Below are 26,276 nucleotides of genomic sequence, written 5' to 3'. Positions count from 1 at the left end.
TCAAAAGAAAAGCGGAGACCCTGTGAGCCTCCGCTTTGTGATGTTTCTCTCTTTATTGATCTGCCGAAACCACCTCTAGCTTCGCGGTTGACTTTTGTTTAGACAGCACAAAATAAACCACACACTGAGAAATAATTGCGGCAAGCACAATCACTGGTGAGGCGTTGATTCCAGCTAAAAGAAAACACCCCAATGCGATCATTCCATTGAGTAATGCGTAAGGTAATTGTGTACGGAAGTGCTCATACTGTTCACACCCCGCTCCTGTCGACGACAAAATCGTAGTTTCAGAGATGGGAGAACAGTGATCGCCAAACAAGCCACCAGATAATACCGCACCAATACAAACCAACAGTGGTGCATCAATCGCGACGGCAGTTGGGATCACTAATGGCATCATGATGGCAAACGTCCCCCAAGATGATCCCGTAGCGAACGAGATAATACCGGCCAGTAAAAACGCAACCGCTGGCAATAACCAGTAAGGGAAACCGGCTTGAGCTTGTTCAGCAATGTATGCAGCTGCACCTAATTCTTTCCCAACCGAGCTAAGCGCCCAAGCCAATACCAGAATCACCGCCACTGACATCATGTTTGACATCCCTTTCAGATAAACCTGAATACCATCCGAAAGCTTTCTTACGCCATAAAACGCCATCAGCGCAATTAAAGTGAAGGCCGCGAAGAAATATGCAGAAGAAAGTGCAGCCCTAAACGTTGATCCTGCCACTTTTTGAAATGGAAAACCGTGTGGCACGAGGATGGTACATAGAACCACCAGCATAACGAGCAAAGGTGCCCATACAAAACTAGATTTTGCATTTTTATGCGTAAACACATTCATGGACTCCTGCACTTTCCCAAAGTCGGAGCCCTGCTCTGCTAGTTGCTCAGCCTTCGCCATCGGTCCGAAATCTAATTTGAAGAAAGAGACAATCGGCACAATCGCGATCGCAAGAAAGGCGTAAAACTGATACGGGATCGCACCAATGAAAGCCCCCCAATCACTCATACTGACATTCAGGGCAGTAAACTCTTTTTGAATCAATCCCATGATGTAAACGCCCCATCCGATAAAAGGGATCAAGATTGCGACGGGAGAGGAAGTAGAGTCGATAATAAAAGCTAATTTTTGGCGTGATACTTTTAACTTATCAAATAAAGGGCGAAAAACAGGGCCAACAATCAGTGGTGTACCAAGGTCTGAGAAGAAAATAACCACACCACCGAACCATGCGGACAGTTGAGCTTGGCATTTACTCGCAACCCATTGAGTAACCTTTTTAGCAAACGCCACACCACCGCCAGATTTCTCCATCAAGGCAACAAAGCCACCAATAAAGACCAAGAGCAAAATGACGCCCGCATTGTAGCTGTCAGTTAATTGCGGCAGTAGATAGCTTTTCATCAATGCACTAAACGAGTCTAGTGGCCCTTTTTCGACAAATGTCCCTTCGAGCATAGCGACACCACTCACCACACCGGCGAATAAACCAACAACGACATTTCTTGTGGTCAGCGCGAGGAAAAGAGTAATAAGGATGGGAATGAGAGAGGTAACGTCAGCCTGTTCCATAGCAATACCATTTATGATAATCAAACAATTAAAATGAATATATATTTAATTTAACCGCATGTATATATCTCTCACGAAAAAGTTGAGCCTCCTCTTCACAAACTTGAAGTACAAAAAAACCAGCCCGAAGGCTGGTTCTTATAAACTCAACTGTCTAGAGGAAAATTATTCCCACTCGATAGTCGCTGGTGGCTTACCTGAAATGTCGTAAACAACACGAGAAATGCCATCAACTTCGTTGATAATACGGTTAGATACCTTACCAAGGAAGTCGTATGGTAGGTGCGCCCAGTGTGCCGTCATAAAGTCGATGGTTTCTACTGCACGCAGTGATACAACCCAGTCGTATTTACGGCCATCGCCCATTACACCTACAGAGCGAACTGGTAGGAATACCGTGAACGCTTGAGATACTTTGTCATATAGGTCTGCAGCGTGAAGCTCTTCAATAAAGATAGCATCAGCACGACGTAGCAAGTCACAGTATTCTTTCTTGATTTCACCAAGAACACGAACACCTAGACCTGGACCTGGGAATGGGTGGCGGTAAAGCATGTTATAAGGCAGGCCTAGCTCTAGACCAATCTTACGTACTTCATCTTTGAACAGCTCACGTAGTGGCTCAACAAGACCCATTTCCATGTCATCTGGAAGACCGCCCACGTTGTGGTGCGATTTGATCACGTGCGCTTTACCAGTCTTAGATGCAGCTGACTCGATTACATCAGGATAAATCGTACCTTGAGCTAACCATTTCGCGTTTTTCAGCTTCTTAGACTCTTCATCGAATACATCTACGAATACGTGACCGATAGTCTTACGCTTCTCTTCTGGGTCAGACTTGCCTTCAAGTGCTTTTAGGAAGCGTTCTTCAGCGTCAACCTTGATGATGTTCAAACCAAATTGGTCGCCGAACATATCCATTACTTGTTGACCTTCGTTTAGACGAAGTAGACCGTTATCAACAAATACACACGTTAGCTTGTCGCCGATTGCGCGGTGAACCAGCATCGCAACTACCGATGAATCAACACCACCAGATAGACCTAGGATAACTTCGTCGTCACCCACTTGCTCTTTAATGCGAGCAACCGCGTCTTCGATGATAGATTCCGAAGTCCATAGACGCTCACAGCCACATACGCCAAGAACAAAGTTCTCAAGCATTTGTAGGCCACCTTTTGTGTGTGTCACTTCTGGGTGGAACTGAACACCGTAGTATTTCTTCTCTTCGTTCGCCATCGCAGCGTAAGGACAAGTGTCTGTCTCACCAACTTTTACGAAATCGGCTGGGATCTCTACTACTTTGTCGCCATGGCTCATCCAAACGTCTTGAGTTGCTTCAAGGTCTTTAAATAGAGCACATTCACCAGAAACTTTAACCTGAGCGTAGCCAAACTCACGTTCGTTAGAGCCCGCCACTTTGCCTCCTAGCTGTTCCGCCATGGTTTGCATGCCGTAACATACGCCAAGCAAAGGAACACCAGAATCAAACACATATTGAGGCGCGCGTGGAGAGTTCTCTTCCGTTACGCTTTCTGGACCGCCAGATAGGATAATGCCATCTGGGTTGAATTCGCGAATATCCGCTTCTTCTACATCCCAGCTCCATAGTTCACAGTAAACGCCGATTTCACGTACGCGGCGTGCTACTAATTGAGTGTACTGAGAACCGAAGTCCAAGATCAGAATACGTTGGTCATGGATATTTTTTGTCATTTTGAGCAGTCTTTTTAAGGCTAAGTGATTAAAACCGAGGCGAGTGTACTCGCCTCTTCTTAATGCTTCAAGGAAAAAGCAAACGTTTCCGTTAGGTAATTAGTTCCCTAGACGGTAGTTCGGCGCTTCCTTAGTAATTTGAACATCGTGTACATGAGACTCTTGCATACCTGCACCAGAGATACGTACAAATTCAGCTTTCGTACGCATATCTTCGATAGTTGCAGAACCAGTTAGACCCATGCTTGAACGTAGACCACCCATTTGTTGGTGTACGATCTCTTTTAGACGGCCTTTGTATGCGATACGACCTTCAATGCCTTCTGGTACTAGCTTGTCCGCTGCGTTGTCAGACTGGAAGTAACGGTCAGAAGAACCTTGAGACATAGCACCAAGAGAACCCATGCCGCGGTAAGACTTGTAAGAACGGCCATTGTATAGAATCACTTCACCCGGCGCTTCTTCAGTACCAGCAAACATAGAACCAACCATCACACATGATGCGCCAGCTACGATTGCTTTACAGATATCACCTGAGAAACGGATACCACCATCAGCAATAACCGGAATACCATAATCATTAGCCACTTCTGCCGCATCTGCGATTGCAGTGATTTGTGGAACTCCCACACCCGTTACAATACGAGTTGTACAGATAGAACCAGGGCCGATACCAACTTTCACTGCGCTTACGCCAGCTTCGATTAGTGCTTTAGCACCAGCACCTGTTGCTACGTTACCACCGATGATGTCTAGATCTGGGTAAGCAGCGCGAGTTTCGCGGATGCGGTTTAGAACACCTTCAGAATGTCCGTGTGAAGAGTCGATAAGTAGAATGTCAACGCCTGCTTCAACTAGAGCAGCAACACGCTCTTCGTTACCAGCGCCAGCACCAACGGCTGCGCCAACACGTAGGCGACCACGCTCATCTTTACATGCGTTTGGTTTACGTTCTGCTTTGTGGAAGTCTTTCGCAGTAATCATACCGGTTAGTTGGAACTCATCATTCACAACCAATACTTTCTCTACACGAGCTTCGTGCATTTTCTCTTGCACTTCTTCTCGTGTTGCACCTTCTTTAACTGCTGCCAACTTCTCTTTTGGCGTCATTACTGAAGATACTTTCTTAGAAAGGTCCGTCACAAAACGAACGTCACGACCAGTGATAATACCAACAAGCTCATTGCTCACAGTGACAACAGGGAAACCTGCAAAACCATGCTTTTCAGTGAGTGCAACAACATCAGCGATGGTCGCGTCAGGGTTTACAGTAACCGCGTCAGTTACCATACCAGCTTCGAACTTCTTAACTTTACGAACTTCGGCTGCCTGCTGCTCAATAGACATGTTCTTGTGGATAAAGCCAATGCCACCCTCTTGCGCTAGCGCAATTGCTAGACGAGCTTCAGTAACAGTGTCCATAGACGCTGAAATCATTGGGATGTTTAGGGTGATGTTCTTAGTTAGCTGAGTGCGAAGATCAGCTGTGTTTGGGAGAACGGTGGAGTGTGCTGGCACAAGTAGTACGTCATCGAATGTCAGCGCTTCTTTGGCAATTCTTAGCATTTGCAATATCTCACAATTAGAAGAGTAAAAAGAACAATCCAATCTCATCGTTTCGCATAATGAGGGTAACCTGTGTTAGCAACAAGCTACATTTGGATTAGATATTGCGGAGGGATTATACGGTTAACGCAATCGCTTGACCACAAATTTTTTAATTTTTTTCTTGCAATTACCCCCTTGCTATGTATTATATTACCGCTAATTTCCATACTCACGTCTAAGAGATTAGCTGTGCTCTCCAAGACCAATCAAAACATCTTTACTGTTTCTCGTCTCAACGCAGAAGTTCGTTTACTCCTTGAAAACGAAATGGGGATCGTTTGGCTCGTCGGAGAGATATCCAACTTTTCAGCTCCTGTCTCTGGTCACTGGTACCTCACTCTTAAAGACTCTCGCGCTCAAGTTAAATGTGCCATGTTTCGTGGTAACAATCGCCGCGTGACTTTCAAACCCGCTAACGGTAATCAAGTCCTAGTAAAAGCTCGTCTGTCTCTTTATGAGCCTCGCGGTGACTACCAATTGATCATCGAAAGCATGCAACCGGAAGGTGATGGCCGTCTTCAACAAGAGTTTGAAGAGCTGAAAATGAAGCTTGCAGCAGAAGGGTTGTTCGCGCAAATCAATAAGCAATCTTTGCCTGAACACCCTAAACGTGTTGGCGTCATCACATCGAAAACTGGTGCCGCGCTTTACGATATCTTAGACGTATTGAAACGTCGTGATCCTTCCCTACCTGTTGTGATTTATCCGACAGTGGTACAAGGTGAGGACGCAGCCATTCAAATTGCACAAGCCATTGGTCGCGCTAACAGCCGTGATGAATGTGATGTACTAATTGTGGGCCGAGGTGGTGGTTCATTAGAAGACTTATGGTGCTTTAACAACGAGATATTAGCTCGCACGATTGCAGCAAGCCAAATTCCTATTATTAGCGCCGTTGGACATGAAGTTGACGTGACAATAGCTGATTTTGTCGCCGACGTACGCGCGCCTACTCCATCAGCAGCCGCTGAGCTAGTAAGCCGTGATAACAGCCACAAAGATCAAGCTTTAGTTACCCGCCAGCATAAGTTAGCGAGTGCGATGCGTTACTACCTAGCACAACAAAAGCAGCAATCTGCTCAATTAGTGCACCGTCTAGAGAGACAGCACCCAAGCTATCGCTTGCAACGTCAGACGCAACAGTTAGATGAGTTGGACATGCGCTTACAGCGAGCGATGAGTCGTTTTATTGCCTTGCGTCAACAGCGAATCGAGCGTCAACATTATCGGCTGCAATTAAATTCTCCTGTAACACGCCTTGCCGAGCAGAAGTCGAAGCTAGAACGTGTTGAGCAAAAGCTCATGGATGCAATGGATCGCAAATTACTGACTATGCGCCATCAACTCGCGATTGCTGCAGAGAAGTTAGACACCGTCAGCCCACTAGCGACATTGAAACGAGGTTACTCAATTACTCAAACTGAGCAAGGTAAAGTGATTACTCAATCTTCAGATGTAAAATCGGGAGATGTATTGATTACTCGATTAGCCGAAGGCGACGTTCGCTCTACCGTTAACTGAATACAAACTCTGGTTAACTGATTTTCTGGAACTCAAATCGGACACGTGATTTTGATTTGAGTTCATTACACACATTACAAAAGTAACTCGCAGCACCGCATGCTTGCAGCTTCTCCAGCTCCGCCTCACAATCAGGGCAAAAACCTACTTTTTTAAAATCCAATTCACACTGTGCACAATGGTATTGTCCTGTCCATTCCAGTTCGACATTGCAAGTCGGGCAAATGTTCTGCTGCATATCCCGTTCCTCTCTAAACTAAGCAATTTCGAGTAACGCATGCTACTCAAAATAACGAACAAGTATGTTGATCTTCATCACCGCCCCAACAAGTTTCACGAGGCGTTAACCATACTTGATACGTAGGATCTTATACTGATCGTCTGATATTTACTCCTTGATCAGCGATCACCCCTTAAAAGAATATTTATATAACCACACACCGAAAGCATAAGTTACATATTCTGCATTCCAATTTAACACAGAATAAAAAACCTTAGAGAGATTTAATTAAACGAAAAATCAGAATTTAATAAAAAGATCTTATTCAAAAAGCAGTATTTACATTGGTGTGCATTTCGATAGTTTGAGCGTCGAGCTTAACGAGTTTAACTTGGATAAAAGTAAACTCATTTAAATGGCTCGCATGCGTTCCACCACAAGGGATTACCGCTAATTGACCTTCCCCTAAATCGCACTTCCAATAGCGAGAATCCGTTAATCTATCGCCGTGGCATTCCATGGTGATCATCGCATCTCTTTGAAGCCATTCAAGCAGTTGGCCATTCACTTTTTCTGCAATCGCCTGGAGGTCATTCAGCATATCTGCACTGTTTAATCCTCTTTTACGGAGTGTTTTGCCTAAACGGTACGTATCGAGGCACTTGTCTGGAGTGACATAACTAGTAACTTGCGCATAGCTATTAAAGTCATAATAACCATGTGGGTCTTTGCGGTCTGCGTCTTTTCGCCAATAGTCTTCCGATAGTACTTTATTCAACGCCAAATACGCTAAGTGTCCTGCAGTGTGGCCTCGACTCAAAGCATTTTGATAGTCTTTATCTACCGCTAATGTTACCAAGTCATTAATTGCAAATGATTCCGTACGTGATAAAACATGCACGACGACAAACACCCAACCTTCAGCATCACGCTTTACAGGGATGTCACTACCCACGTACAGAGCACCACTTTCCTGCTCCACTGCCCCAACTTGGCAATCTACCACATCATGCTCAGCCCCATTCACCTTCAACGTTCCTTTGTCTGCAGGGTGATCCGGCCATATGTGACTAACGGGATGGAACGGCGTGACATCTGTAATAACGTAAGTCACTTCTTCCGTAGATTGAACGAGCTGTATTTGTGCTTCTAATTGCCATGTTTGATGACAAAAAAGAGTCTTTGTTGCTGTGATAGTCATTTTTACGATTACTTTTGATAAAAAAATACCCAAGTAAAAACTTGGGTATTCGAATTTCATTATTTATTGCGGTTTTTCACCATCGACATCATACGTTTGCGTTTACGCTCTTGTGATAGCGTAAGCTTATTCGTACGGTTCTCGTATGGGTTATCACTGTTGTGGAAGTTAATGCGAATCGGTGTTCCCATAATTTCCAGAGACTTACGGAAGTAGTTCATCAGATAACGTTTATACGAATCTGGTAATTCACGAACCATGTTACCGTGGATAACAACGATCGGTGGGTTGTAACCACCTGCGTGTGCGTATTTGAGTTTGATACGACGACCACGAACCATTGGCGGCTGGTGATCATCCACTGCCATCTTCATGATACGCGTCAGTACTGACGTACCCACGCGCGTTGTCGCCGAGTTATATGCTTCTTGGATAGATTCAAACAAGTGACCAACGCCAGTACCGTGCAGCGCAGAGATAAAGTGGATACGCGCGAAATCGACGAATCCTAGACGGCGGTCCAGTTCTTTCTTCACGCTTTCTTTCACGTCACTGTCTAGACCATCCCACTTGTTAACGGCGATGACAATTGAGCGGCCAGCATTCAGTGCAAAACCAAGCAAGCTTAGGTCTTGGTCTGAAATATTTTCACGAGCATCAATCACCAGTAGAACGACGTTTGCATCTTCTACCGCTTTCAGCGTCTTAACAACAGAGAACTTTTCAACCGTTTCATTGATACGACCACGACGACGAACACCTGCAGTGTCAATCAGTACGTATTCGCGTCCATCACGTTCCATCGGGATGTAGATAGAGTCGCGCGTTGTACCTGGCATATCGTATACAACTACACGTTCTTCACCCAGAATACGGTTAGTCAGTGTCGATTTACCTACATTCGGACGACCGATGATCGCCAACTTAATCGGCTGCTCTTGAAGGCGCTTGAATTCAGCTTCTGCGTCTTCTTCAGTGTAATCTTCAACAAGAGGCTCTTCGTCTTCGAATCCAGTCAGGTCTTCAATCTCACCGTCTTCAGATTCACTTGTTAATAGATCATCAAAGAATGGAGATAAAGCACGCTCAAGCAAAGCGGTCACACCACGGCCATGAGCGGCCGCAATCTGGTACATATCATCCACGCCGAGCTGCCAAAAGTCAGCACACGCCGCATCGGCATCAATACCATCGATTTTGTTTACTACCAGCATCGCTGGCTTTTCAATTTTACGCAGATGCGCAGCAATTGCTTCATCTGAAGGTGTCAGACCAGCACGACCGTCAACAAGGAACAACACAACATCAGCCTCATCAATCGCGGCTAATGACTGTTCTGCCATCTTTGTTTCCACGCCTTCTTCTGTGCCATCGATACCACCAGTATCAATCACAATGAATTCGTGCTCTTCACCAAGTCTCGCCTGGCCATATTTACGGTCTCGCGTTAGGCCTGGAAAGTCCGCAACCAACGCGTCACGAGTGCGAGTCAATCGGTTAAATAGTGTAGATTTACCTACGTTCGGACGCCCTACTAGAGCTACAACAGGTACCATAACAACCTCTACAATAATCTTTCTTCTGTAGTTATAGGTAACGACTTGCTCGATGCCAAATCAAACCAGCTTTTTACCTATAACCACGTCAGGGTTAATAAATTCAAACAACAAAACGGCTCCTAGCTGTCACCAGCCAGGAGCCGAATGTGAATTATATCACGATATTATTCGTTAATGGTTAGTTTCTTTACATCGCCGTTGCGAGTTGTAATCACATAACCATCCGACAATAACGTCGGGCCAACTGCCAAGCCACTATCATCGACAAACTGCTGCGCAACAAATTCGCCCGTTGAACGATCCATCCAGTGAAGGTAACCAAGCGTGTCACCGACAACGAGATAATTGCCAACAATAACTGGCGCTGTAAGTTGTCGGTGCTCAAGCAAGCTGTTTTCCCACAACTCAGTTCCGCTTCGTGAATCAACGGCAACAACATGATCTTTTTCCGTTATCACAAAGATGCGACTACCATCTGTAGAAATGTCTGTCGCAGATGAGTAATTACGCTTCCAAATCGGGTTCGCTGAACGCAAGTCAATAGCGATAAGTTGGCCATTGTATCCAATGGTGAAAAGAGTACCGCCTAGCACAATTGGCGATGAATCAACGTCAACCAAACGATCAATTTCTGTCGCGCCTTTTGGCGTACCAACAGGCTGTTGCCAAATCAACTGACCACGCTCAACGATAGCAGCTGCGAGTCGGCCATTTGCCGTTCCCCAAAATACACCGCCGCCAATTGCAGTCGGAGTACTGTCGCCACGTAAAGTTAGGTTCGGCACTTCTGTACTCAATGCCCAGCGTTGCTCACCTGTACTCTCATTAAGGGCAATCAACATGCCTCGGCTAGTATTGATGATAATAAGGCCTGAATCTGCAACTGGCTTCGCCAGTACCTCACCACCAACTTTTACACGCCAAACAATTTCACCTGTTTCTTGGTCAAGAGAGATGACTTCACCATTCTCAGAGCCAATGTAAAGGTTTCCGTATGCCGCTGTGATACCACCAGAGAGACGAGCAATGACATCTTCTTCTAGGTCCGTTTGCCAACGTTGTTTACCATTCTCAGGATCGAGAGCTTTTACTAAGCCATCACGACTTGCCACGAACAATGTATCATTCGCAAATACAGGGGATAGCTTTGAAAAGTAATGACCGACACCATCGCCAACCGACGTGCTCCACTCACTACTGGTTGTAAACTGACTGTCTACCTGAGGTAGTGGCGCCATTACAATGGTGTCTTTCTCACCTGCACAACCGGCAAGTACTCCCATTGTTAACGCCCCTAGCAAGGCTTTCTTAAAGACTCTTTTCATCCAATGCGGTCCTTATTTCGCCAGATCGTCCAATTTCATTTGTAGTGTCGGGCTTGCATCTGCCGCTTGCTGAGCTTCAGTATACGCAGCGTACGCAGCATCTTTGTCACCTTGGCGAATCGCAATATCGCCACGAAGTTCAGCAATACGACCTGTCCATGCTGTATCAGTGACGTTACTTAGCTCTGCCGTTGCAGCGTCGAAGTTACCCATTTCCGTCTCAATACGCGCAATGCGGTAACTAATCAATGGTAACAACGCAGCATCTTGAGTGTTGCTTTGCGCCCACTTCAGTTGCTCCAATGCAGCAGAAAGGTCTTGAGCTTCAACTTGTGCTTTAGCAAGTTGTAGTGCAGCCAATACTGAATATTCTTTTACTTCATTTGACTCAATGAAAGCTTTCACGTCAGCTTGAGCATCAGTGCCTTTGTCTTGCAAAGCATTCATTGCTGTCGTGTAGCTTTGAGAAGCTGCTTCACTCGCCTGAATCACAGAATCCTGGTAGTAACGCCAGCCAAATAGACCACCTAAACCAACAACCGCACCGATGATGACGGCTTTGCCGTTTTCCTTCCACCAGTCTTTAATGGCTTCAACTTGTTGTTCTTCAGTATCGTAAAGTTCCACTTCCTGTCCTCTTAAAACATGTAAATGGCAGCTTAGCTGCCATTGTTCCTATTTCGTTTAAAGGCTCCACATTTGGGAGCCTTAGCTTACGAACTAGGATGTAATTTTGTTAGATTACTAAAAGACTTAAATCAGTGCTGCGATCTTTTCTGCAACTTCTGCTTGGTTGTAAGTCTCTTGCTCACCACCAGCTAAGTCTTTCAGTACTACGGTATTATCCGCAACTTCGTTTTCGCCCAGAACCAATGCTACAACAGCACCAACTTTGTCTGCGCGTTTAAACTGTTTCTTGAAGTTACCGCCACCGAAGTGATTCATCACACGAACGCCTGGAACAGACTCGCGAAGCTGTTCTGCTAGCTTCATTCCTGCCATCATGGTGCCTTCACCCGCTGTGACTACGTACACGTCAACACTGCGACGAACGTCTGTCAGTTCCAACGTTTCTAGCATCAGTACTAGACGCTCTAGGCCCATTGCAAAGCCAACCGCTGGTGTTGGTTTACCACCTAATTGCTCTACAAGGCCATCGTAACGACCACCGCCACATACAGTGCCTTGAGCACCTAGGCTCTCAGTGATCCACTCAAATACCGTGCGATTGTAGTAATCCAGACCACGAACTAGACGTTCGTTAACTGTGTATTTGATACCTGCGGCGTCTAAAAGTTCACATAGACCTGCGAAGTGTGCTTTAGACTCTTCACCCAAGTAATCTGAAAGGCGAGGTGCATCACCTAAAATAGCTTGAACGTCTGGGTTCTTCGTATCCAGAACACGCAGTGGATTCGTGTGCATGCGACGCTTACAATCTTCGTCTAGCACATCAATATGTTGCTCAAGGAATGCAACCAGTGCAGTACGGTAGTCTGCGCGGTCTTCTTGAGAACCGATAGAGTTCAGCTCAAGACGGACATGCTCATTGATACCTAGCTCACGCCATAGACGCGCCGTCATCATGATAAGCTCTGCATCAACATCTGGACCATTTAGACCAAACACCTCAACACCACACTGGTGGAATTGACGGTAACGACCTTTCTGCGGACGTTCATGGCGGAACATAGGCCCCATGTACCACAGACGCTGTTCATCACGGTTGATCAGGCTGTTTTGGATACATGAACGTACACAACCCGCCGTACCTTCTGGGCGAAGTGTTAGGCTGTCGCCGTTACGGTCATCAAAAGTGTACATTTCTTTTGAAACGACGTCTGTTTCTTCACCAACAGCGCGGCTGAATAGGTTTGTTTCTTCAACGATTGGCATGCGCACTTCGTTATAACCGTATGCGCTAATTACATTTTTCACTGTGTTTTCTAATTTTTGCCACAGTGGCGACTGAGTTGGGAGGCAATCGTTCATGCCTCGAATTGCTTGAATTGTTTTTGCCACAATACTTACCGTAATTCTCGTTGAGATTAATCTTGTACTTTAACTTCGATGCGGTTTTCGCCATTCATCATAGCTGCTTTCGCACGGATCTTAGCTTCTAGCTTATTCACAAGGTCATCGTTATCAAAGCGCTCTTTCTGGCGTTTACCATCTTCGTAGAATGCGCTCTTCTTGTTACTACCTGCTAGACCTAAGTGAGAAACTTCTGCTTCACCAGGGCCGTTTACCACACAACCGATGATAGACACATCCATTGGCGTGATGATGTCTTCTAAACGTTGCTCCAGTGCATTCACCGTACCAATCACATCGAATTCTTGGCGTGAGCAGCTTGGGCACGCAATAAAGTTGATGCCTCGAGAGCGAATACGCAGAGATTTAAGGATGTCGAAACCGACTTTGATTTCTTCAACTGGATCGGCAGCCAAAGAGATACGCAGCGTATCGCCTATCCCTTCAGATAACAGCATACCTAAGCCAACAGATGACTTAACAGCGCCAGCTCGAGCACCACCCGCCTCTGTGATACCTAAATGAAGAGGCTGATCGATTTTCTTCGCCAGCAGACGATATGAATCCACCGCAAGAAAAACGTCTGAAGCTTTCACGCTAACTTTAAATTGGTCAAAGTTAAGACGATCGAGATGATCTACGTGACGCATCGCCGACTCAACCAAGGCTTCTGGCGTAGGCTCACCGTATTTCATCTGTAGATCTTTTTCCAAAGATCCACCATTGACACCAATACGGATCGGGATGTTTTTATCGCGAGCGCAATCAACAACAGCGCGAATGCGCTCTTCATTGCCGATGTTACCTGGGTTGATACGTAAACAGTCAACTCCGTACTCCGCCACTTTCAGCGCGATACGATAGTCGAAATGAATATCGGCCACTAATGGTACAGAAACTTGCTGTTTAATCAGTTTGAAAGCTTCTGCTGCGTCCATCGTAGGTACAGAAACTCGAACGATATCTGCGCCGACTTTTTCTAGTGCTCGGATTTGAGCGACTGTCGCTTCTACGTCAGTCGTGCGAGTGTTAGTCATTGACTGTACTGCAATTGGCGCACCATCACCAATTGGCACATCACCCACATAAATACGCGTCGATTTACGACGAATAATTGGAGATTCGTGTTGCATAATTTTTTATAACGGTAGAGTGAATCTAGCTACTTTGCCTGAAGTATACCCAGAAAGGTCGACAGGTTCACTTGCAAATGTCATTGTAACCCCTTCCGGTGCGCCTAATATCACTTTAAATGGCGCTTTTCCGGTAAGTTCTACATCTTGTCCTGGCTTATGAGTACCACTTACCAGCGTTTTACCATTGGTGTCTTTTACTTGAATCCAACAGTCCGCTTTAAACTTCATAGTAAGAAGTGTCATGCCTTCAGGTACTACTGGCGCAGGCTGTTCCTCTTCCGCCGCTTCAATCACGGCAACAGGTTCTTCAGAATCTACGCTTGTTGTATTTTCAGTTTCAGTCAGCAAAGGATCCGCCCCTTGCTCAACGGGTGCTTCAGTCAATTCAGCAACACCTTCATTAGTTGAAGCAACTTCTTCAGGAGTGCTTGCGATTAACTCTTCAGCCGTCATCAAATCGATATCAGCTAATTCTTGAGCAGTGGGCTGCGGCGCTTCAACACTCGAATCCGTTACTTCCTTAGTTAGGCTATTTTCTTGTTGGTTTTGCCACCACCATGCCGCTGAAATGCTAATAATGACCAGCCCGATAACCCAAGTAAGGAGCATAATACGGCTATTGTGCTTCTCGTCTTTTGTTTTACGAGAGAAGCTTTGCATTTCAATTTCTTGCTCTTGAGGCTGAGCATCGGCAGTCTGCTCTAACGCCGTCAAAACCACCTTCTCATCAAGACCTACGAATTTAGCGTAAGAGCGTAAGTAACCACGCGTAAATGTCGCGACTTGTTGAGATTCAAATCGGTTATTTTCAATATCTTCAATCACAGAAATGCGAAGCCTCAGGCGATCGGCAACTTGCTTTTGGCTCATTCCCAAGGATTCACGTTTGTTTTTCAGTAATGTGCCAGCTTCAATAGAGAGTGGCACTTCATTCGTATTTTCGTGTTCTGTCATAATGGCGGTATTTAATCTGTTTTAGTGGCTAACGTGGTCATGTATTTTCGTTATTGTTCTTAAGCCTCTTTAAAAGATAGCTAGCCTAAACGCGTTAACCAAAAATAATAATTTTAAGAAACTCTCAGCGATCTGAGTGCGAATACCCGTTTTGCAAAAATCAGCAAAACGTATGTGAGAAAGTGCTGAGAATTATCGGTGTCATCGTTAGTGTTACATATCATGATAAGCGAATGCGCAACGAAGACAAAAACTCTTTACACTCAAACTAACAGATAGCTCAAGCTTTTGTCCAAACTTTGACAAAGGAATTCGAAATTATACCCAAATAACCTTAGGTTGAAGAGTGATAGTCCCAAATCTTGGCGAAAATGTCCTAAACAATAAACAAAATAGCCAGAGCGAATGGCTCTGGCTATTTTTGAATTCCGGTCGTTTATACAGCTTTCACTTCAATGGTATCAGCACCGCGTGACGCTTTCAGCATTGCCGTACGTTTAGTTCGGTCAATTACATCACCGACCAACTGACCACATGCGGCATCAATGTCATCACCACGTGTTTTACGAACCGTAACTGTGTGCTCGTATTGCATCAATGTTTTTTGGAAGCGATCAATACGTGAGTTACTTGGTTTCTTGTAAGGTGAACCTGGGTACGGGTTAAACGGAATCAAGTTAATCTTACATGGTGTGTCTTTCATCAGCTCAGCCAGTTCACGAGCATGGTCCATGTCATCGTTCACATGATCAAGCAACACGTACTCGACTGTTACCTTGCCACGGTTTGCATTCGATGAAGCAATGTAACGACGAACGGATGCTAGGAAATCTTGAATATCCCAACGATCGTTAATTGGCATGATTTCACTACGCAGCTTATCGTTTGGCGCATGAAGAGAGATCGCCAACGCAACGTCGATTTTGCCCGTCATCTGATCAAGACCAGAAACCACACCTGATGTTGATACGGTTACGCGACGCTTCGACAAACCAAAGCCAAGGTCATCCAACATTAACTCCAATGCAGGAATCAAGTTCTTCATATTAAGAAGCGGCTCACCCATGCCCATCATCACGACGTTCGTAATTGGGCGACGGCCTGTTTCTTTCTCAAGACCAATTTCACGTGCAGCACGCCACACCTGACCGATGATCTCTGAAACTTTCAAGTTACGGTTAAAGCCCTGCTGTGCTGTTGAGCAGAACTTACATTCCAATGCACAACCTACTTGAGAAGATACACAAAGCGTTGCGCGATCATCTTCTGGAATGTAAACCGTTTCTACATCCTGATCACCAACCTTCATTGCCCACTTGATCGTGCCGTCTGAAGAATGCTGAGCTTCTGCTACAGTTGGTGCTTTAATTTCACACTTGTGTAAAAGCTTTTCGCGCAGCTTCTTGTTGATGTTTGTCATTTTTTCGAAGTCATCTACACCGAAATGGTAGATCCACTTCATAACCTGATCGGCACGAAACGCTTTCTCGCCAAGTTCTTCCGCGAAAAACTGACGCATGCCTTTGCGATCAAAGTCGAGTAGATTGATTTTTTCAGTGGTCATGTTGCCTCTCAATGACTGAAACAAGAATAAGGGCGCGAATTGTACAGCCTTTATTCAGCTACAACAAGGGGTGTAAGACCCTGAGTTTGCTAAGGCATTAAAATAAAAACGTTTAAATTTTAATCAGACTTTACGGTGAGAATAATGATTAGACAACCGACAGCAAAAGCGTAGAAGTGATACAGAGAAAACAGTGAGAACAAACACACTTAACTAAGCTTTCCCCCCTGTAAGATGCTCAAATTAGCCAACGTCTTCGCGAATAATTACGAATGAACTCGCCGGGGAAATGGAGAACGCAGAATAAAAAAACCTCGGACAAATCCGAGGTTATTACGAACTAGATCATCACGCAAAAGTGATGCATGAACGAGTTAGCGAGAGAAAACTTCTGATTCAGGGAAGAAAAACTCAATTTCACGAGCGGCAGACTCAGGGCTATCTGAACCATGAACTGAATTGTGACGCATGCTGAGTGCGTAATCAGCACGCAAAGTGCCACATGCCGCGTCCTCTGGGTTGGTTTTACCCATTAGCTCGCGGTAACGTGCAATCGCATTTTCGCCTTCCAATACCTGAACCATAATAGGACCAGATGTCATGAACTCTTTTAGAGGAGGGAAAAACTCTTTACCTTCATGCTCTGCATAAAAGCCGCTTGCCTGATCTTCTGTCAGGTGAACCATTTTGGCAGCGATGATACGTAGGCCAGCCTTTTCAATACGATTGTAGATTTCACCAATTAGGTTTCGCTCTACAGCATCAGGCTTAATGATTGAAAATGTTCTTTCTAGAGCCATAAAATTTCCTTTCTGTACTTGTAATAATAGTTGTGCTTTTAAAGTGACTTACTGGGTAAGAGCAGCACTCAAACAAGAGAGTGCTGCAATCAATCTTATTTTCCAGCTTGCTCATTGAGGAAACGAGCAAGTGTACGAACACCCATCCCCGTTGCTCCCGCAGCCCATTTATCAGAAGCGGCTTTACGATACGTACCCGCACAGTCGAAATGTAACCAGCCTTTCTTGTAGTCCTCAACGAAGTAAGACAAGAATGCAGCAGCAGTACTTGCACCTGGAGAATAATCACCAGAGCTGATATTCGATAAATCGGCAAAATTAGATGGCAACATTTCTCGATGGAAATCAGCAAGTGGTAGCGGCCACAAGCCTTCTTTTTCCTGGTTTGCCGCCGTGAGGGCTTGATGCGATAGCTCATCATCAAAGCTCATTAGCGCATGGTAATCGTTACCTAACGCATTCTTCGCTGCGCCTGTTAGCGTCGCGCAGTCAATAATTAACTCAGGCTTTTGCTCACTGGCGTAGATAAGACCGTCTGCAAGCACCAAGCGACCTTCCGCGTCGGTATTCATAATCTCAACGGTTTTGCCGTTTTTGTAAGTGATGATGTCGCCAAGCTTAAGGGCACGGCCAGAAACCATGTTCTCAGCACAACATAAGATCAGTTTTACGCGCTTGTTCAAACCGCGTAAGATAGCTAACCCTAGGCCACCAGTGATAGTACCCGAGCCCCCCATATCTGCTTTCATTGCACTCATGAAGTTAGAAGGCTTCAAGCTGTAACCACCGGAATCAAAGGTGATGCCTTTACCCACAAGACATGCGAATACAGGTGCGTTTTCGTCACCAGTTGGGTTGTAGTCTAACTGAAGCATCGCAGAAGTACGCTCAGAACCACGGCCTACTGCGTAAATACCTTCCCAACCTTCTGCCAACAAGTCTTTGTCTTTGACGATACGTGCTGTCACCGTACCTTTCGGCGCAACAGATTTGATGAATTCAGCAGCCATTGTCGCTAGCTGACGAGGAGCAACTTCTTCTGCCGTTTTGTTGATAATATCGCGGGTAAAATCAGTCGAAGTAATACGAGCTTGAAGCTCTGCTTGATCTTCATCAGACAATGCAGCCCACTCAACTGAGCCATGTTTTTTAGGGTTACGGAACCCTTGGTGGAAAGCCCATACGCTCTCTAGATCCCAGTTATCACCAGAAAGAAAAATAGAACGAATTCCTTGGCCATCTAGCTGACGAGCTGCACGTTGAATTGCGCCGAGATCATGACCTTCACCTAAGTGAATAGTTGCGCCGTTTTCAGCGAATGAAAGCAGTGCTTTTTCACCCCAATGTGGTGCTGCCGACTCTTGACTTAAAAATACAGACATCTGTGTAGACATGGTTTCTCCTTGTCTTATAGCAGCGTTGCCTACGCTGCTTCTTTTTAATAACTCACGGATGTTAGCATTATGTAGGGCAAAAATGTCAATTGGATAAAAAAACGGACCTAAAGGTCCGCTTTTTTTAGTAAGAATTGTTAACTAGGCTGTGTTTTACAGACTTAGTCTGCTTCGTCCATCCAGCACATGATAACGGCCTCTAGAATCTTTTCATTAGAACGGTTTGGCTCATCGTCAAACTCATCTAACTCCATGATCCATTGATGAAGATCGGTAAAACGCACTGTTTTTGGATCGACATCTGGAAACTTGTCACAAAGTTCAATCGCGATATCGCGAGAATCTGTCCATTTCATTGCTCATCTTCCTTTTGCTTCTTCCCTATATTGGGAAGATAGTTTTAGTGATCTTCTGAAGCGTGGTTTAATGTGTATTTAGGAATTTCTACCACCAAGTCTTCATCAGCAATTCTCGCCTGACACCCTAGGCGTGACTCAGGCTCTAGACCCCACGCTTTATCTAGCATGTCGTCTTCTAGTTCTTCACTTTCTTCGAGTGAATCAAAACCTTCACGGATGATTACGTGGCAGGTAGTACACGCACATGACTTCTCACACGCATGTTCAATACCGATACCGTTTTTTAGCGCTACGTCTAGAACGGTGTCACCAGAGTTTGCTTCCAACACTGCACCTTCTGGGCACAAATCGTCGTGTGGTAATACAATAATCTTAGGCATAACTACTTATCTCTTATATATCGTCTACTGATTGACCTGACAACGCAGCTCGAATCGATTTATCCATACGGCGTGATGCGAAATCTTGGCTCGCTTTATCGGTATCTTTAATGCCCTGCTCTATCGCATCTGCATCATCACCATTACGCAGCTCAATCAAGGCTTCGATGGCTTTAATCAAGTTTTGTTTCTCTTGTTCTGATAGTAAGTCATCACCATCAGCTTGCATCGCTGCAATCAAACCTTCTATCACTCGGTCGGCTTCAACACGCTGTTCAGCTAAGGCACGAGCTTGCATGTCTTCTTTTGCGTGCGTCATTGAATCACGCAACATATCCGCCACTTCATTGTCACTTAAGCCGTAAGAAGGTTTTACTTGAATCTCTGATTGAACACCAGTGCTCTTCTCCATTGCCGTAACAGAAAGAAGGCCATCAGCGTCAACTTGGTAAGTCACGCGAATATGTGCCGCACCCGCTGCCATCGGAGGAATACCTTTTAACGAGAAGCGAGCAAGTGAACGACAGTCATCAACCATTTCACGTTCACCTTGTACCACATGAACACTCATCGCCGTTTGGCCATCTTTGAATGTGGTAAATTCTTGCGCACGCGCAACGGGAATCGTAGTGTTGCGGGGGATGATCTTCTCGACCAAACCACCCATGGTTTCAATACCGAGCGACAGTGGAATCACATCAAGAAGCAACATTTCAGAGTCAGGTTTGTTACCCGCGAGAATATCAGCTTGAATACCCGCACCGATTGCGACGACTTCATCTGGGTTAATGCTTGTCAGTGGTGTACGGCCAAAGAATTCGCCAACCATTTCTCGTACAAGCAATGTGCGTGTTGAGCCACCGACCATGACTACTTCAAGTACATCTTCCGCATCTACATCCGCATCTTTCAGCGCACGGCGGCAAGACATCAGGGTTTTCTTCACTAGCGGACGAATCAGATCTTCGAACTGCTCGCGAGTCACGGTGCCTTTCCAACCAAAAACGTCAACGTCAACACTGTCTTGCTCAGAGAAAGCAATCTTAGCTTCAGTAGCAATGTTCAACAGTGTACGGTTCTTTTCTGCAGAAAGCGGAGCTTCTAGACCCGCTTGCTCCATTAAATAATCGGCAAATAGATGGTCGAAGTCGTCACCGCCTAATGCAGAGTCGCCACCTGTTGCTAATACTTCAAATACGCCTTTCGATAAACGTAGGATAGAGATATCAAAAGTACCGCCACCTAGATCGTAAACCGCAATCACACCTTCTTGACCAGAGTCTAGGCCATAAGCAATTGCCGCAGCGGTTGGTTCATTAAGTAGACGGAGAACATGAAGACCAGCTAATTTCGCCGCATCTTTTGTACCTGCACGTTGCGCGTCATCAAAGTAAGCAGGAACGGTAATAACGACACCAGCTAACTCACCACCTAACGTATCTTCAGCTCGCTTACCCAATACTTTTAGGATGTCCGCAGATACTTCAATCGGGTTTTTGTCACCTTGAGGTGTTTGCAGAATTGGCAGGCCATTTTCACTCTCTTTAAAACGATAAGGAAGTGAAGAGTAACGGGACTTAATGTCCTTTAATGAACGACCGATCAAACGTTTTACAGAGATAATCGTGTTCTCTGGTTCAAACTCTGCTTTGGCTTTGGCTTCGTGGCCGACCGTTAACGTTTCCTCAGCGTAATTAACGACTGAAGGTAAAATAGTACGGCCCTGCTCGTCCGCAAGTGGAGTTGCATCGCCGCTACGTACAGAAGCAACCAAAGAGTTGGTAGTACCTAAGTCGATACCCGCTGCTAACTTATGCTCATGAGGTGCCGAGCTTTGGCCCGGTTCTGCGATTTGAAGTAGTGCCATGATAGGTCCTTGTCACGCTTACTAGCCGAGGAGTTTGTCTTCGACTAGCTCAATTTCGTTCTTTAGTTTGGCAATGAATTTTAGCTTACGAACTCGGTCTGCGGCTTCAGTCCATAGACCATCATCAAGCTCTTGCTCGACGCTTGCCAGATGCTGTTTGTACATTTTGCTGACCTTAGAGTCGAAGTCAAAAAGCGCCGATTCAGGATCGGACTTGTCAGCAATCTCTTCCAGTTCTTCGCGCAGTTCCATTTGCTCCATTAAGAACATCGGATCTTGCATTGTTTGCTGTTCACCTCGGATCTCAACACCTTGCTCTGCGAGGATATACTCGGCGCGAGAAATAGGATTTTTCAGAACTTGATAGGCATCGTTGATTTGCGCCGCCTTTTGCACCGCCATCAAACGGTCACGTTCTGAGCCCGTTGCAAAGTTATCCGGGTGGAAGCGTTTTTGTAGTTCTCGGAACTGAGAAGAAAGAAGGCTACCATCCAGCTTAAACTGACTTGGTAGCCCAAATAATTCAAAGTGATTCATTAAGTTCGGGTCCTAGTAAAGCCTTCCGGACTCGTTTGCCCAGAAGGACAATCAATTAGACGTTGAAGCTTTCACCACAACCACATTCACTTTTCGCGTTAGGGTTGTTGAATTCAAAACCTTCATTCAACCCTTCTTTCACGTAATCCAATTCAGTACCATCTAGGTACACTAAGCTCTTTTGATCGATGATAATTTTCACTCCAGAGAGTTCAAATACTTCGTCTTCTTCATTGAGCTCATCAACAAACTCAAGTACGTATGCCATGCCGGAACAACCAGTCGTCTTCACTCCAAGACGTAAACCGATACCTTTGCCTCGGTTATCTAGGAATGCTCTTACGCGACTTGCCGCTGATTCTGTCATTGTGATGGCCATACTGCACCTTAGTCTGTCTAAATTTCGATTGGAATGGGAGCGTCAAAGCTCCCATTATATTACGGAATAATTATTCTTGGTGTTTTTTCTTGTAGTCAGCAACCGCTGCTTTGATTGCATCTTCAGCAAGAATAGAACAGTGAACTTTCACTGGTGGAAGCTCTAGCTCTTCAGCAATCTCAGAGTTTTTAATTGCTGCCGCTTCATCAACTGACTTACCTTTTACCCACTCAGTTACTAGTGAGCTTGATGCGATTGCACTACCACAACCGTATGTTTTGAACTTCGCATCTTCGATGATACCTTCAGGTGTCACTTTGATTTGAAGCTTCATTACGTCACCACACGCAGGAGCGCCAACCATGCCGCTACCTACTGATGGATCTTCTTTATCGAATGAACCAACGTTACGTGGGTTCTCGTAGTGATCAATTACTTTTTCGCTGTATGCCATGATAAATTACCTCGAATCCTCTATTTCAATCCCTGAGATTAATGGTGAGCCCATTCAACAGTGCTCAAATCAATCCCTTCTTTGTACATATCCCATAGAGGAGACATGTCGCGTAGCTTAGTCACTGCAACGCGGATTTGTTCAATTGCGTAATCAATTTCTTCTTCAGTCGTGAAACGACCAAACGAGAAACGAACCGAGCTGTGAGCCAATTCGTCATCCATGCCTAGGGCACGAAGAACGTAAGAAGGCTCAAGGCTTGCAGACGTACAAGCACTACCAGAAGATACCGCTAGATCTTTAAGCGACATTAGTAGTGATTCACCTTCTACGAATGCGAAACTGATGTTTAGGTTGTGTGGTACACGCTGCTCAAAGTCACCGTTTACCGTCACTGCTTCTAAGTCTTTCACGCCATCAAAAAGACGGTTACGAAGCGCTAAAGCATGATCGTAATCTTTTTGCATGTCTTCTTTTGCAATGCGGAATGCTTCACCCATACCTACGATTTGGTGAGTAGGTAGTGTACCAGAGCGGAAACCACGCTCATGACCGCCACCGTGCATTTGCGCTTCAAGACGAATACGAGGCTTACGACGTACATAAAGTGCACCGATACCTTTAGGACCGTAAACTTTGTGAGCAGAAAGTGAAATTAGATCAACTTTCATCTCTTGAACGTCGATTGGTAATTTACCAGCAGATTGCGCAGCGTCCACGTGGAAAACAATTTTACGCTCACGGCACAGTTCGCCGATCGCTGTAATGTCTTGAACCACACCAATCTCGTTGTTTACATGCATAATAGACACAAGCACGGTGTCATCACGCATGGCTGCTCTAAGCTTCTCTAGATCGATCAAGCCATTTGATTCTGGCTCAAGGTAAGTCACTTCAAAGCCTTCACGCTCAAGTTGACGACATGGGTCAAGAACGGCTTTGTGCTCTGTTTTACAAGTGATTACGTGCTTGCCTTTCTTCGAGTAAAAGTGCGCTGCACCTTTAATAGCAAGGTTGTCTGATTCTGTCGCACCAGATGTAAATACGATTTCGCGAGGATCTGCATTTAGAAGGTCAGCAATTTGCTCACGAGCAGTATCGACCGCTTCTTCTGCCTGCCAGCCGTAACGGTGCGAACGCGACGCTGGGTTGCCAAATGTGCCATCCATTGTCATGTACTGAACCATTTTTTCAGCAACACGTGGATCAACTGGACATGTAGCGGAATAATCAAGATAAATCGGCAGTTTCATTCTCTACTCCAATGTAAAAAGCTGACCGCTAAGAGCGGACGTTTACACCGATGGGCGCGGCGGTTGTATTTTTGTTTGATAGCCCATGGGTTACCGCCAGATCAATGTCCTGACGATCAGAAATTTCGAGGACTTCATTGTCTGTCATCAACTCACCAAGAGTGATGTTATTCAAAAAGTCACTAATGCGAGAGCTTAGGTCACGCCACAGCGTGTGAGTAAGGCAACGTGTTCCACCTTGGCAATCTCCTTTACCTTGGCATTTGGTTGCATCTACTGACTCATCAACGGCAGCAATCACGGTACCAATAGCGATACTGTGAGCGTCGGCACCAAGTCGGTAACCACCACCAGGACCACGAACGCTGGCAACGAGACCTGCTTTACGCAATTTTGAAAATAGCTGCTCTAAGTAAGAGAGCGAGATCCCTTGACGCTCTGAAATATCAGCCAGAGGTACAGGGTTTTGTTGCGAATGCAGTGCCACATCCAGCATGGCTGTCACCGCATATCTTCCTTTAGATGTAAGTTTCATACCACACCGTATCCACATGGTTTGTAATGGTTAAGATTTTTCCATACCTGAGTAATTTGGTCAAGTATTTATTTGACCATTTTACTCAGGTATTCATCCTTACACCTAAAGTGGTTATCATTCACTCAGAACTTCTTTTCTATCGAAGTCAAAACGCCTCGTAGAATATTAAGTTCTTGGGTTTCTGGTCGAGCACGAGAGAACAAACGGCGCAACTTATTCATCACCTGTCCAGGTTGCTCTTTGTTAATAAACTGGGTCTCAACCATCACCTTTTCAAGATGCTCGAAGAACATTTCGAGTTCTCGATGACGCGGGTATTCTTCCGATTCATTTGGGGAAAACTGGCTTTGCTCTAAGTTCAAGTGTGCAACTCGCACTTCGTAACTGAGAGTTTGTACAGCCATCGCTAGGTTAAGCGAGCTGTACTCAGGATTAGCGGGAATACAAACATGGTAGTGGCACTTTTGTAGCTCTTCGTTTGTCAAACCAGTTCTTTCTCGGCCAAACACGAGCGCAACCGGATGCTTTCGGCCTTCAACTGCAAATTTCTCACCGCATTCACGTGGCTCTAGCATTGGCCATTCTAATGTACGAGAGCGGGCGCTAGAACCCACAACAAGGCCACAATCTTCAACCGCTTCTTCTAATGTGCCGACAATCTTTGCATTTTGAGCAATATCACCAGCACCCGCAGCTAAAGCAAGAGTTTGTTCATCCACTTCACATTGTGGATCGACTAATACTAGTTGGTTTAAACCCATCACTTTCATTGCTCGAGCTGCTGAGCCAATATTCCCTGAATGAGAGGTACCTACGAGTACAATTTTTACTTGATCCAACATCTGTGTTTGCTACCTAAATTAAAACCGCAGAATGTTATCATAGTTTTTTAAGACACCCTAGAGGCAAGCAGACCTCTCTTCTCATTCTTGGTTATTGTTCTCGTCCGCAGTATGCTCTGTACACTCAACCAGCTGCATTTAGAACAAAAAATAACCACTTCCCTTTTTAATTATCTCTGGTATACTCGCCGCCGCTTTCATTTGTTCTTTAACATCCGTTGGGAAATTCGTATGCATCCAATGCTAAACATTGCTATTCGCGCTGCGCGAAAGGCAGGCAATCATATTGCTAAATCATTAGAAAACACTGATAAAGTAGAATCTACTCTTAAAGGCACTAATGACTTTGTCACTAACGTAGACAAAGAAGCAGAATACATCATCATCGATACTATCAAGCAGTCTTACCCTGAGCACTGTATCGTTGCTGAAGAACAAGGTCTTATCGAAGGTAAAGATAAAGACGTACAATGGATCATCGACCCACTGGATGGCACCACTAACTTTGTAAAAGGTTACCCAACTTTCGCGGTTTCTATCGCTGTTCGTATTAAGGGCAAAACTGAAGTTGCTTGTGTTTACGATCCAATGCAAAACGAGCTATTCACTGCACAACGCGGTGCCGGCGCTCAACTAAACAGTGCACGTATTCGTGTTGCTCAACTAAAAGACCTTCAAGGTACTGTTCTAGCAACAGGCTTCCCATTCAAGCAGAAACAACACGCTGAGTCTTACATCAAGATCGTTGGTGCGCTATTCACTGAGTGTGCTGATTTCCGTCGTAGCGGCTCTGCTGCTCTAGACCTTTGTTACGTGGCTGCAGGCCGTGTTGATGGTTACTTCGAACTAGGCCTAAAACCTTGGGATATGGCAGCAGGTGAGCTTATTGCTCGTGAAGCTGGCGCAATCCTAACAGACTTTGCTGGCGGCACTGACTACATGAAGTCTGGTAACATCGTTGCTTCAAGCGCTCGTGGCGTAAAATCTATCCTTAAGCACATCCGCGAAAACGGTAACAGCGCGATCCTTAAGTAAGATTTGAAAGTCATATTTAGC

At 45.3% G+C, this 26,276-nt stretch carries 25 protein-coding genes; 2 read left to right on the top strand and 23 right to left on the bottom strand.

The annotated features are described in order from the left end of the window. Positions 1-52: 52 nt before the first annotated feature. From R7P80_RS20640 to guaB, 3 genes are all read right to left on the bottom strand, one after another. Positions 53-1,576, bottom strand: a complete 1,524-nt coding sequence (locus R7P80_RS20640; RefSeq protein WP_225491888.1) for a Na+/H+ antiporter NhaC family protein — start codon at positions 1,574-1,576, stop codon at positions 53-55. Positions 1,577-1,741: 165 nt separating this feature from the next. Further along, entirely contained in the window at positions 1,742-3,295 is a 1,554-nt protein-coding gene (gene guaA, locus R7P80_RS20635) for a glutamine-hydrolyzing GMP synthase (RefSeq protein ID WP_005383721.1), read from the bottom strand. 99 nt (positions 3,296-3,394) lie between these two features. After that, positions 3,395-4,861 (bottom strand): IMP dehydrogenase, encoded by a 1,467-nt coding sequence (gene guaB / locus R7P80_RS20630; RefSeq protein ID WP_225491887.1) that lies wholly within the window; start codon positions 4,859-4,861, stop codon positions 3,395-3,397. 231 nt (positions 4,862-5,092) lie between these two features. On the opposite strand from guaB, the gene xseA reads away from it, so the two are divergent. Beyond that, complete coding sequence (xseA, locus tag R7P80_RS20625) at positions 5,093-6,424, top strand: exodeoxyribonuclease VII large subunit (RefSeq protein ID WP_017633909.1); 1,332 nt, start codon at positions 5,093-5,095, stop codon at positions 6,422-6,424. Between the two features lie 13 nt (positions 6,425-6,437). Here xseA and R7P80_RS20620 read toward each other — a convergent pair whose 3' ends face one another. From R7P80_RS20620 to trmJ, 20 genes are all read right to left on the bottom strand, one after another. Next, positions 6,438-6,662 (bottom strand): zinc ribbon domain-containing protein, encoded by a 225-nt coding sequence (locus R7P80_RS20620; protein ID WP_225491886.1) that lies wholly within the window; start codon positions 6,660-6,662, stop codon positions 6,438-6,440. A gap of 307 nt (positions 6,663-6,969) precedes the next feature. Beyond that, positions 6,970-7,845 carry an alanyl-tRNA editing protein gene (locus R7P80_RS20615; RefSeq protein WP_225491885.1) on the bottom strand — a complete coding sequence of 292 codons (876 nt, stop codon included), beginning with the start codon at positions 7,843-7,845 and terminating at the stop codon, positions 6,970-6,972. A gap of 59 nt (positions 7,846-7,904) precedes the next feature. Then, positions 7,905-9,401 carry a ribosome biogenesis GTPase Der gene (gene der / locus R7P80_RS20610; protein WP_005381694.1) on the bottom strand — a complete coding sequence of 499 codons (1,497 nt, stop codon included), beginning with the start codon at positions 9,399-9,401 and terminating at the stop codon, positions 7,905-7,907. A gap of 167 nt (positions 9,402-9,568) precedes the next feature. After that, positions 9,569-10,729: an outer membrane protein assembly factor BamB gene (bamB, locus tag R7P80_RS20605; protein WP_005381696.1), complete on the bottom strand. Its 1,161-nt coding sequence runs from the start codon at positions 10,727-10,729 to the stop codon at positions 9,569-9,571. A gap of 12 nt (positions 10,730-10,741) precedes the next feature. After that, the gene (locus R7P80_RS20600) at positions 10,742-11,356 is read right to left on the bottom strand and encodes a YfgM family protein (protein WP_005381697.1); all 615 of its coding nucleotides are present in this window, start codon (positions 11,354-11,356) and stop codon (positions 10,742-10,744) included. Positions 11,357-11,482: 126 nt separating this feature from the next. Beyond that, positions 11,483-12,751: a histidine--tRNA ligase gene (hisS, locus tag R7P80_RS20595; protein WP_005381698.1), complete on the bottom strand. Its 1,269-nt coding sequence runs from the start codon at positions 12,749-12,751 to the stop codon at positions 11,483-11,485. A 26-nt stretch (positions 12,752-12,777) separates the two neighbouring features. Further along, a complete protein-coding gene (gene ispG / locus R7P80_RS20590; protein ID WP_005381699.1) occupies positions 12,778-13,896 on the bottom strand; it encodes a flavodoxin-dependent (E)-4-hydroxy-3-methylbut-2-enyl-diphosphate synthase in 1,119 nt (372 codons plus the stop codon). 6 nt (positions 13,897-13,902) lie between these two features. Continuing rightward, positions 13,903-14,853: a cytoskeleton protein RodZ gene (gene rodZ, locus R7P80_RS20585; protein ID WP_225491884.1), complete on the bottom strand. Its 951-nt coding sequence runs from the start codon at positions 14,851-14,853 to the stop codon at positions 13,903-13,905. A 436-nt stretch (positions 14,854-15,289) separates the two neighbouring features. Then, positions 15,290-16,417, bottom strand: coding sequence for a bifunctional tRNA (adenosine(37)-C2)-methyltransferase TrmG/ribosomal RNA large subunit methyltransferase RlmN (locus tag R7P80_RS20580; RefSeq protein ID WP_017633913.1), 1,128 nt, complete (start codon positions 16,415-16,417; stop codon positions 15,290-15,292). 374 nt (positions 16,418-16,791) lie between these two features. Beyond that, the gene (ndk, locus tag R7P80_RS20575; RefSeq protein ID WP_005381702.1) at positions 16,792-17,217 is read right to left on the bottom strand and encodes a nucleoside-diphosphate kinase; all 426 of its coding nucleotides are present in this window, start codon (positions 17,215-17,217) and stop codon (positions 16,792-16,794) included. 95 nt (positions 17,218-17,312) lie between these two features. After that, complete coding sequence (gene pepB / locus R7P80_RS20570; protein WP_206954192.1) at positions 17,313-18,611, bottom strand: aminopeptidase PepB; 1,299 nt, start codon at positions 18,609-18,611, stop codon at positions 17,313-17,315. 161 nt (positions 18,612-18,772) lie between these two features. Then, a complete protein-coding gene (iscX, locus tag R7P80_RS20565; protein ID WP_005381711.1) occupies positions 18,773-18,967 on the bottom strand; it encodes a Fe-S cluster assembly protein IscX in 195 nt (64 codons plus the stop codon). Positions 18,968-19,011: 44 nt separating this feature from the next. Then, on the bottom strand, positions 19,012-19,350 hold the full coding sequence (gene fdx, locus R7P80_RS20560; RefSeq protein ID WP_005381713.1) for an ISC system 2Fe-2S type ferredoxin: 339 nt from the start codon (positions 19,348-19,350) through the stop codon (positions 19,012-19,014). Positions 19,351-19,363: 13 nt separating this feature from the next. Continuing rightward, the gene (gene hscA / locus R7P80_RS20555) at positions 19,364-21,217 is read right to left on the bottom strand and encodes a Fe-S protein assembly chaperone HscA (RefSeq protein WP_005383703.1); all 1,854 of its coding nucleotides are present in this window, start codon (positions 21,215-21,217) and stop codon (positions 19,364-19,366) included. A gap of 21 nt (positions 21,218-21,238) precedes the next feature. Beyond that, entirely contained in the window at positions 21,239-21,754 is a 516-nt protein-coding gene (hscB, locus tag R7P80_RS20550; protein WP_005381716.1) for a co-chaperone HscB, read from the bottom strand. Between the two features lie 55 nt (positions 21,755-21,809). Further along, positions 21,810-22,133 carry an iron-sulfur cluster assembly protein IscA gene (gene iscA / locus R7P80_RS20545; RefSeq protein ID WP_005381717.1) on the bottom strand — a complete coding sequence of 108 codons (324 nt, stop codon included), beginning with the start codon at positions 22,131-22,133 and terminating at the stop codon, positions 21,810-21,812. 70 nt (positions 22,134-22,203) lie between these two features. After that, positions 22,204-22,587 (bottom strand): Fe-S cluster assembly scaffold IscU, encoded by a 384-nt coding sequence (gene iscU, locus R7P80_RS20540; RefSeq protein ID WP_005381718.1) that lies wholly within the window; start codon positions 22,585-22,587, stop codon positions 22,204-22,206. Positions 22,588-22,625: 38 nt separating this feature from the next. Next, positions 22,626-23,840, bottom strand: a complete 1,215-nt coding sequence (locus tag R7P80_RS20535) for an IscS subfamily cysteine desulfurase (RefSeq protein WP_005381719.1) — start codon at positions 23,838-23,840, stop codon at positions 22,626-22,628. Between the two features lie 28 nt (positions 23,841-23,868). Beyond that, positions 23,869-24,375, bottom strand: coding sequence for a Fe-S cluster assembly transcriptional regulator IscR (iscR, locus tag R7P80_RS20530; protein WP_005381720.1), 507 nt, complete (start codon positions 24,373-24,375; stop codon positions 23,869-23,871). A 125-nt stretch (positions 24,376-24,500) separates the two neighbouring features. Continuing rightward, a complete protein-coding gene (trmJ, locus tag R7P80_RS20525) occupies positions 24,501-25,220 on the bottom strand; it encodes a tRNA (cytosine(32)/uridine(32)-2'-O)-methyltransferase TrmJ (RefSeq protein WP_005383693.1) in 720 nt (239 codons plus the stop codon). Positions 25,221-25,451: 231 nt separating this feature from the next. Between trmJ and suhB the strand changes: the two genes are divergently transcribed. Beyond that, positions 25,452-26,255 carry an inositol-1-monophosphatase gene (gene suhB / locus R7P80_RS20520; protein WP_005381722.1) on the top strand — a complete coding sequence of 268 codons (804 nt, stop codon included), beginning with the start codon at positions 25,452-25,454 and terminating at the stop codon, positions 26,253-26,255. Positions 26,256-26,276 lie beyond the last annotated feature (21 nt).

Source organism: Vibrio sp. 2092, assembly GCF_033339635.1.
In the GTDB taxonomy this organism is placed as follows: domain Bacteria; phylum Pseudomonadota; class Gammaproteobacteria; order Enterobacterales; family Vibrionaceae; genus Vibrio; species Vibrio alginolyticus.
Note: the sequence above shows the minus strand (reverse complement) of the source record. Positions and strands in the feature narration are given on the sequence as shown.

Coding starts and splice junctions, on each gene's coding strand:
- der (WP_005381694.1), bottom strand. CDS start 9,401: ATGGTACCTGTTGTAGCTCTAGTAGGGCGTCCGAACGTAGGTAAATCT.
- ispG (WP_005381699.1), bottom strand. CDS start 13,896: ATGCAACACGAATCTCCAATTATTCGTCGTAAATCGACGCGTATTTAT.
- guaA (WP_005383721.1), bottom strand. CDS start 3,295: ATGACAAAAAATATCCATGACCAACGTATTCTGATCTTGGACTTCGGT.
- iscA (WP_005381717.1), bottom strand. CDS start 22,133: ATGGCCATCACAATGACAGAATCAGCGGCAAGTCGCGTAAGAGCATTC.
- bamB (WP_005381696.1), bottom strand. CDS start 10,729: ATGAAAAGAGTCTTTAAGAAAGCCTTGCTAGGGGCGTTAACAATGGGA.
- hscB (WP_005381716.1), bottom strand. CDS start 21,754: ATGAATCACTTTGAATTATTTGGGCTACCAAGTCAGTTTAAGCTGGAT.
- rodZ (WP_225491884.1), bottom strand. CDS start 14,853: ATGACAGAACACGAAAATACGAATGAAGTGCCACTCTCTATTGAAGCT.
- R7P80_RS20640 (WP_225491888.1), bottom strand. CDS start 1,576: ATGGAACAGGCTGACGTTACCTCTCTCATTCCCATCCTTATTACTCTT.
- R7P80_RS20620 (WP_225491886.1), bottom strand. CDS start 6,662: ATGCAGCAGAACATTTGCCCGACTTGCAATGTCGAACTGGAATGGACA.
- pepB (WP_206954192.1), bottom strand. CDS start 18,611: ATGTCTACACAGATGTCTGTATTTTTAAGTCAAGAGTCGGCAGCACCA.
- R7P80_RS20615 (WP_225491885.1), bottom strand. CDS start 7,845: ATGACTATCACAGCAACAAAGACTCTTTTTTGTCATCAAACATGGCAA.
- hscA (WP_005383703.1), bottom strand. CDS start 21,217: ATGGCACTACTTCAAATCGCAGAACCGGGCCAAAGCTCGGCACCTCAT.
- ndk (WP_005381702.1), bottom strand. CDS start 17,217: ATGGCTCTAGAAAGAACATTTTCAATCATTAAGCCTGATGCTGTAGAG.
- R7P80_RS20535 (WP_005381719.1), bottom strand. CDS start 23,840: ATGAAACTGCCGATTTATCTTGATTATTCCGCTACATGTCCAGTTGAT.
- R7P80_RS20580 (WP_017633913.1), bottom strand. CDS start 16,417: ATGACCACTGAAAAAATCAATCTACTCGACTTTGATCGCAAAGGCATG.
- iscR (WP_005381720.1), bottom strand. CDS start 24,375: ATGAAACTTACATCTAAAGGAAGATATGCGGTGACAGCCATGCTGGAT.
- iscU (WP_005381718.1), bottom strand. CDS start 22,587: ATGGCATACAGCGAAAAAGTAATTGATCACTACGAGAACCCACGTAAC.
- fdx (WP_005381713.1), bottom strand. CDS start 19,350: ATGCCTAAGATTATTGTATTACCACACGACGATTTGTGCCCAGAAGGT.
- iscX (WP_005381711.1), bottom strand. CDS start 18,967: ATGAAATGGACAGATTCTCGCGATATCGCGATTGAACTTTGTGACAAG.
- suhB (WP_005381722.1), top strand. CDS start 25,452: ATGCATCCAATGCTAAACATTGCTATTCGCGCTGCGCGAAAGGCAGGC.
- guaB (WP_225491887.1), bottom strand. CDS start 4,861: ATGCTAAGAATTGCCAAAGAAGCGCTGACATTCGATGACGTACTACTT.
- trmJ (WP_005383693.1), bottom strand. CDS start 25,220: ATGTTGGATCAAGTAAAAATTGTACTCGTAGGTACCTCTCATTCAGGG.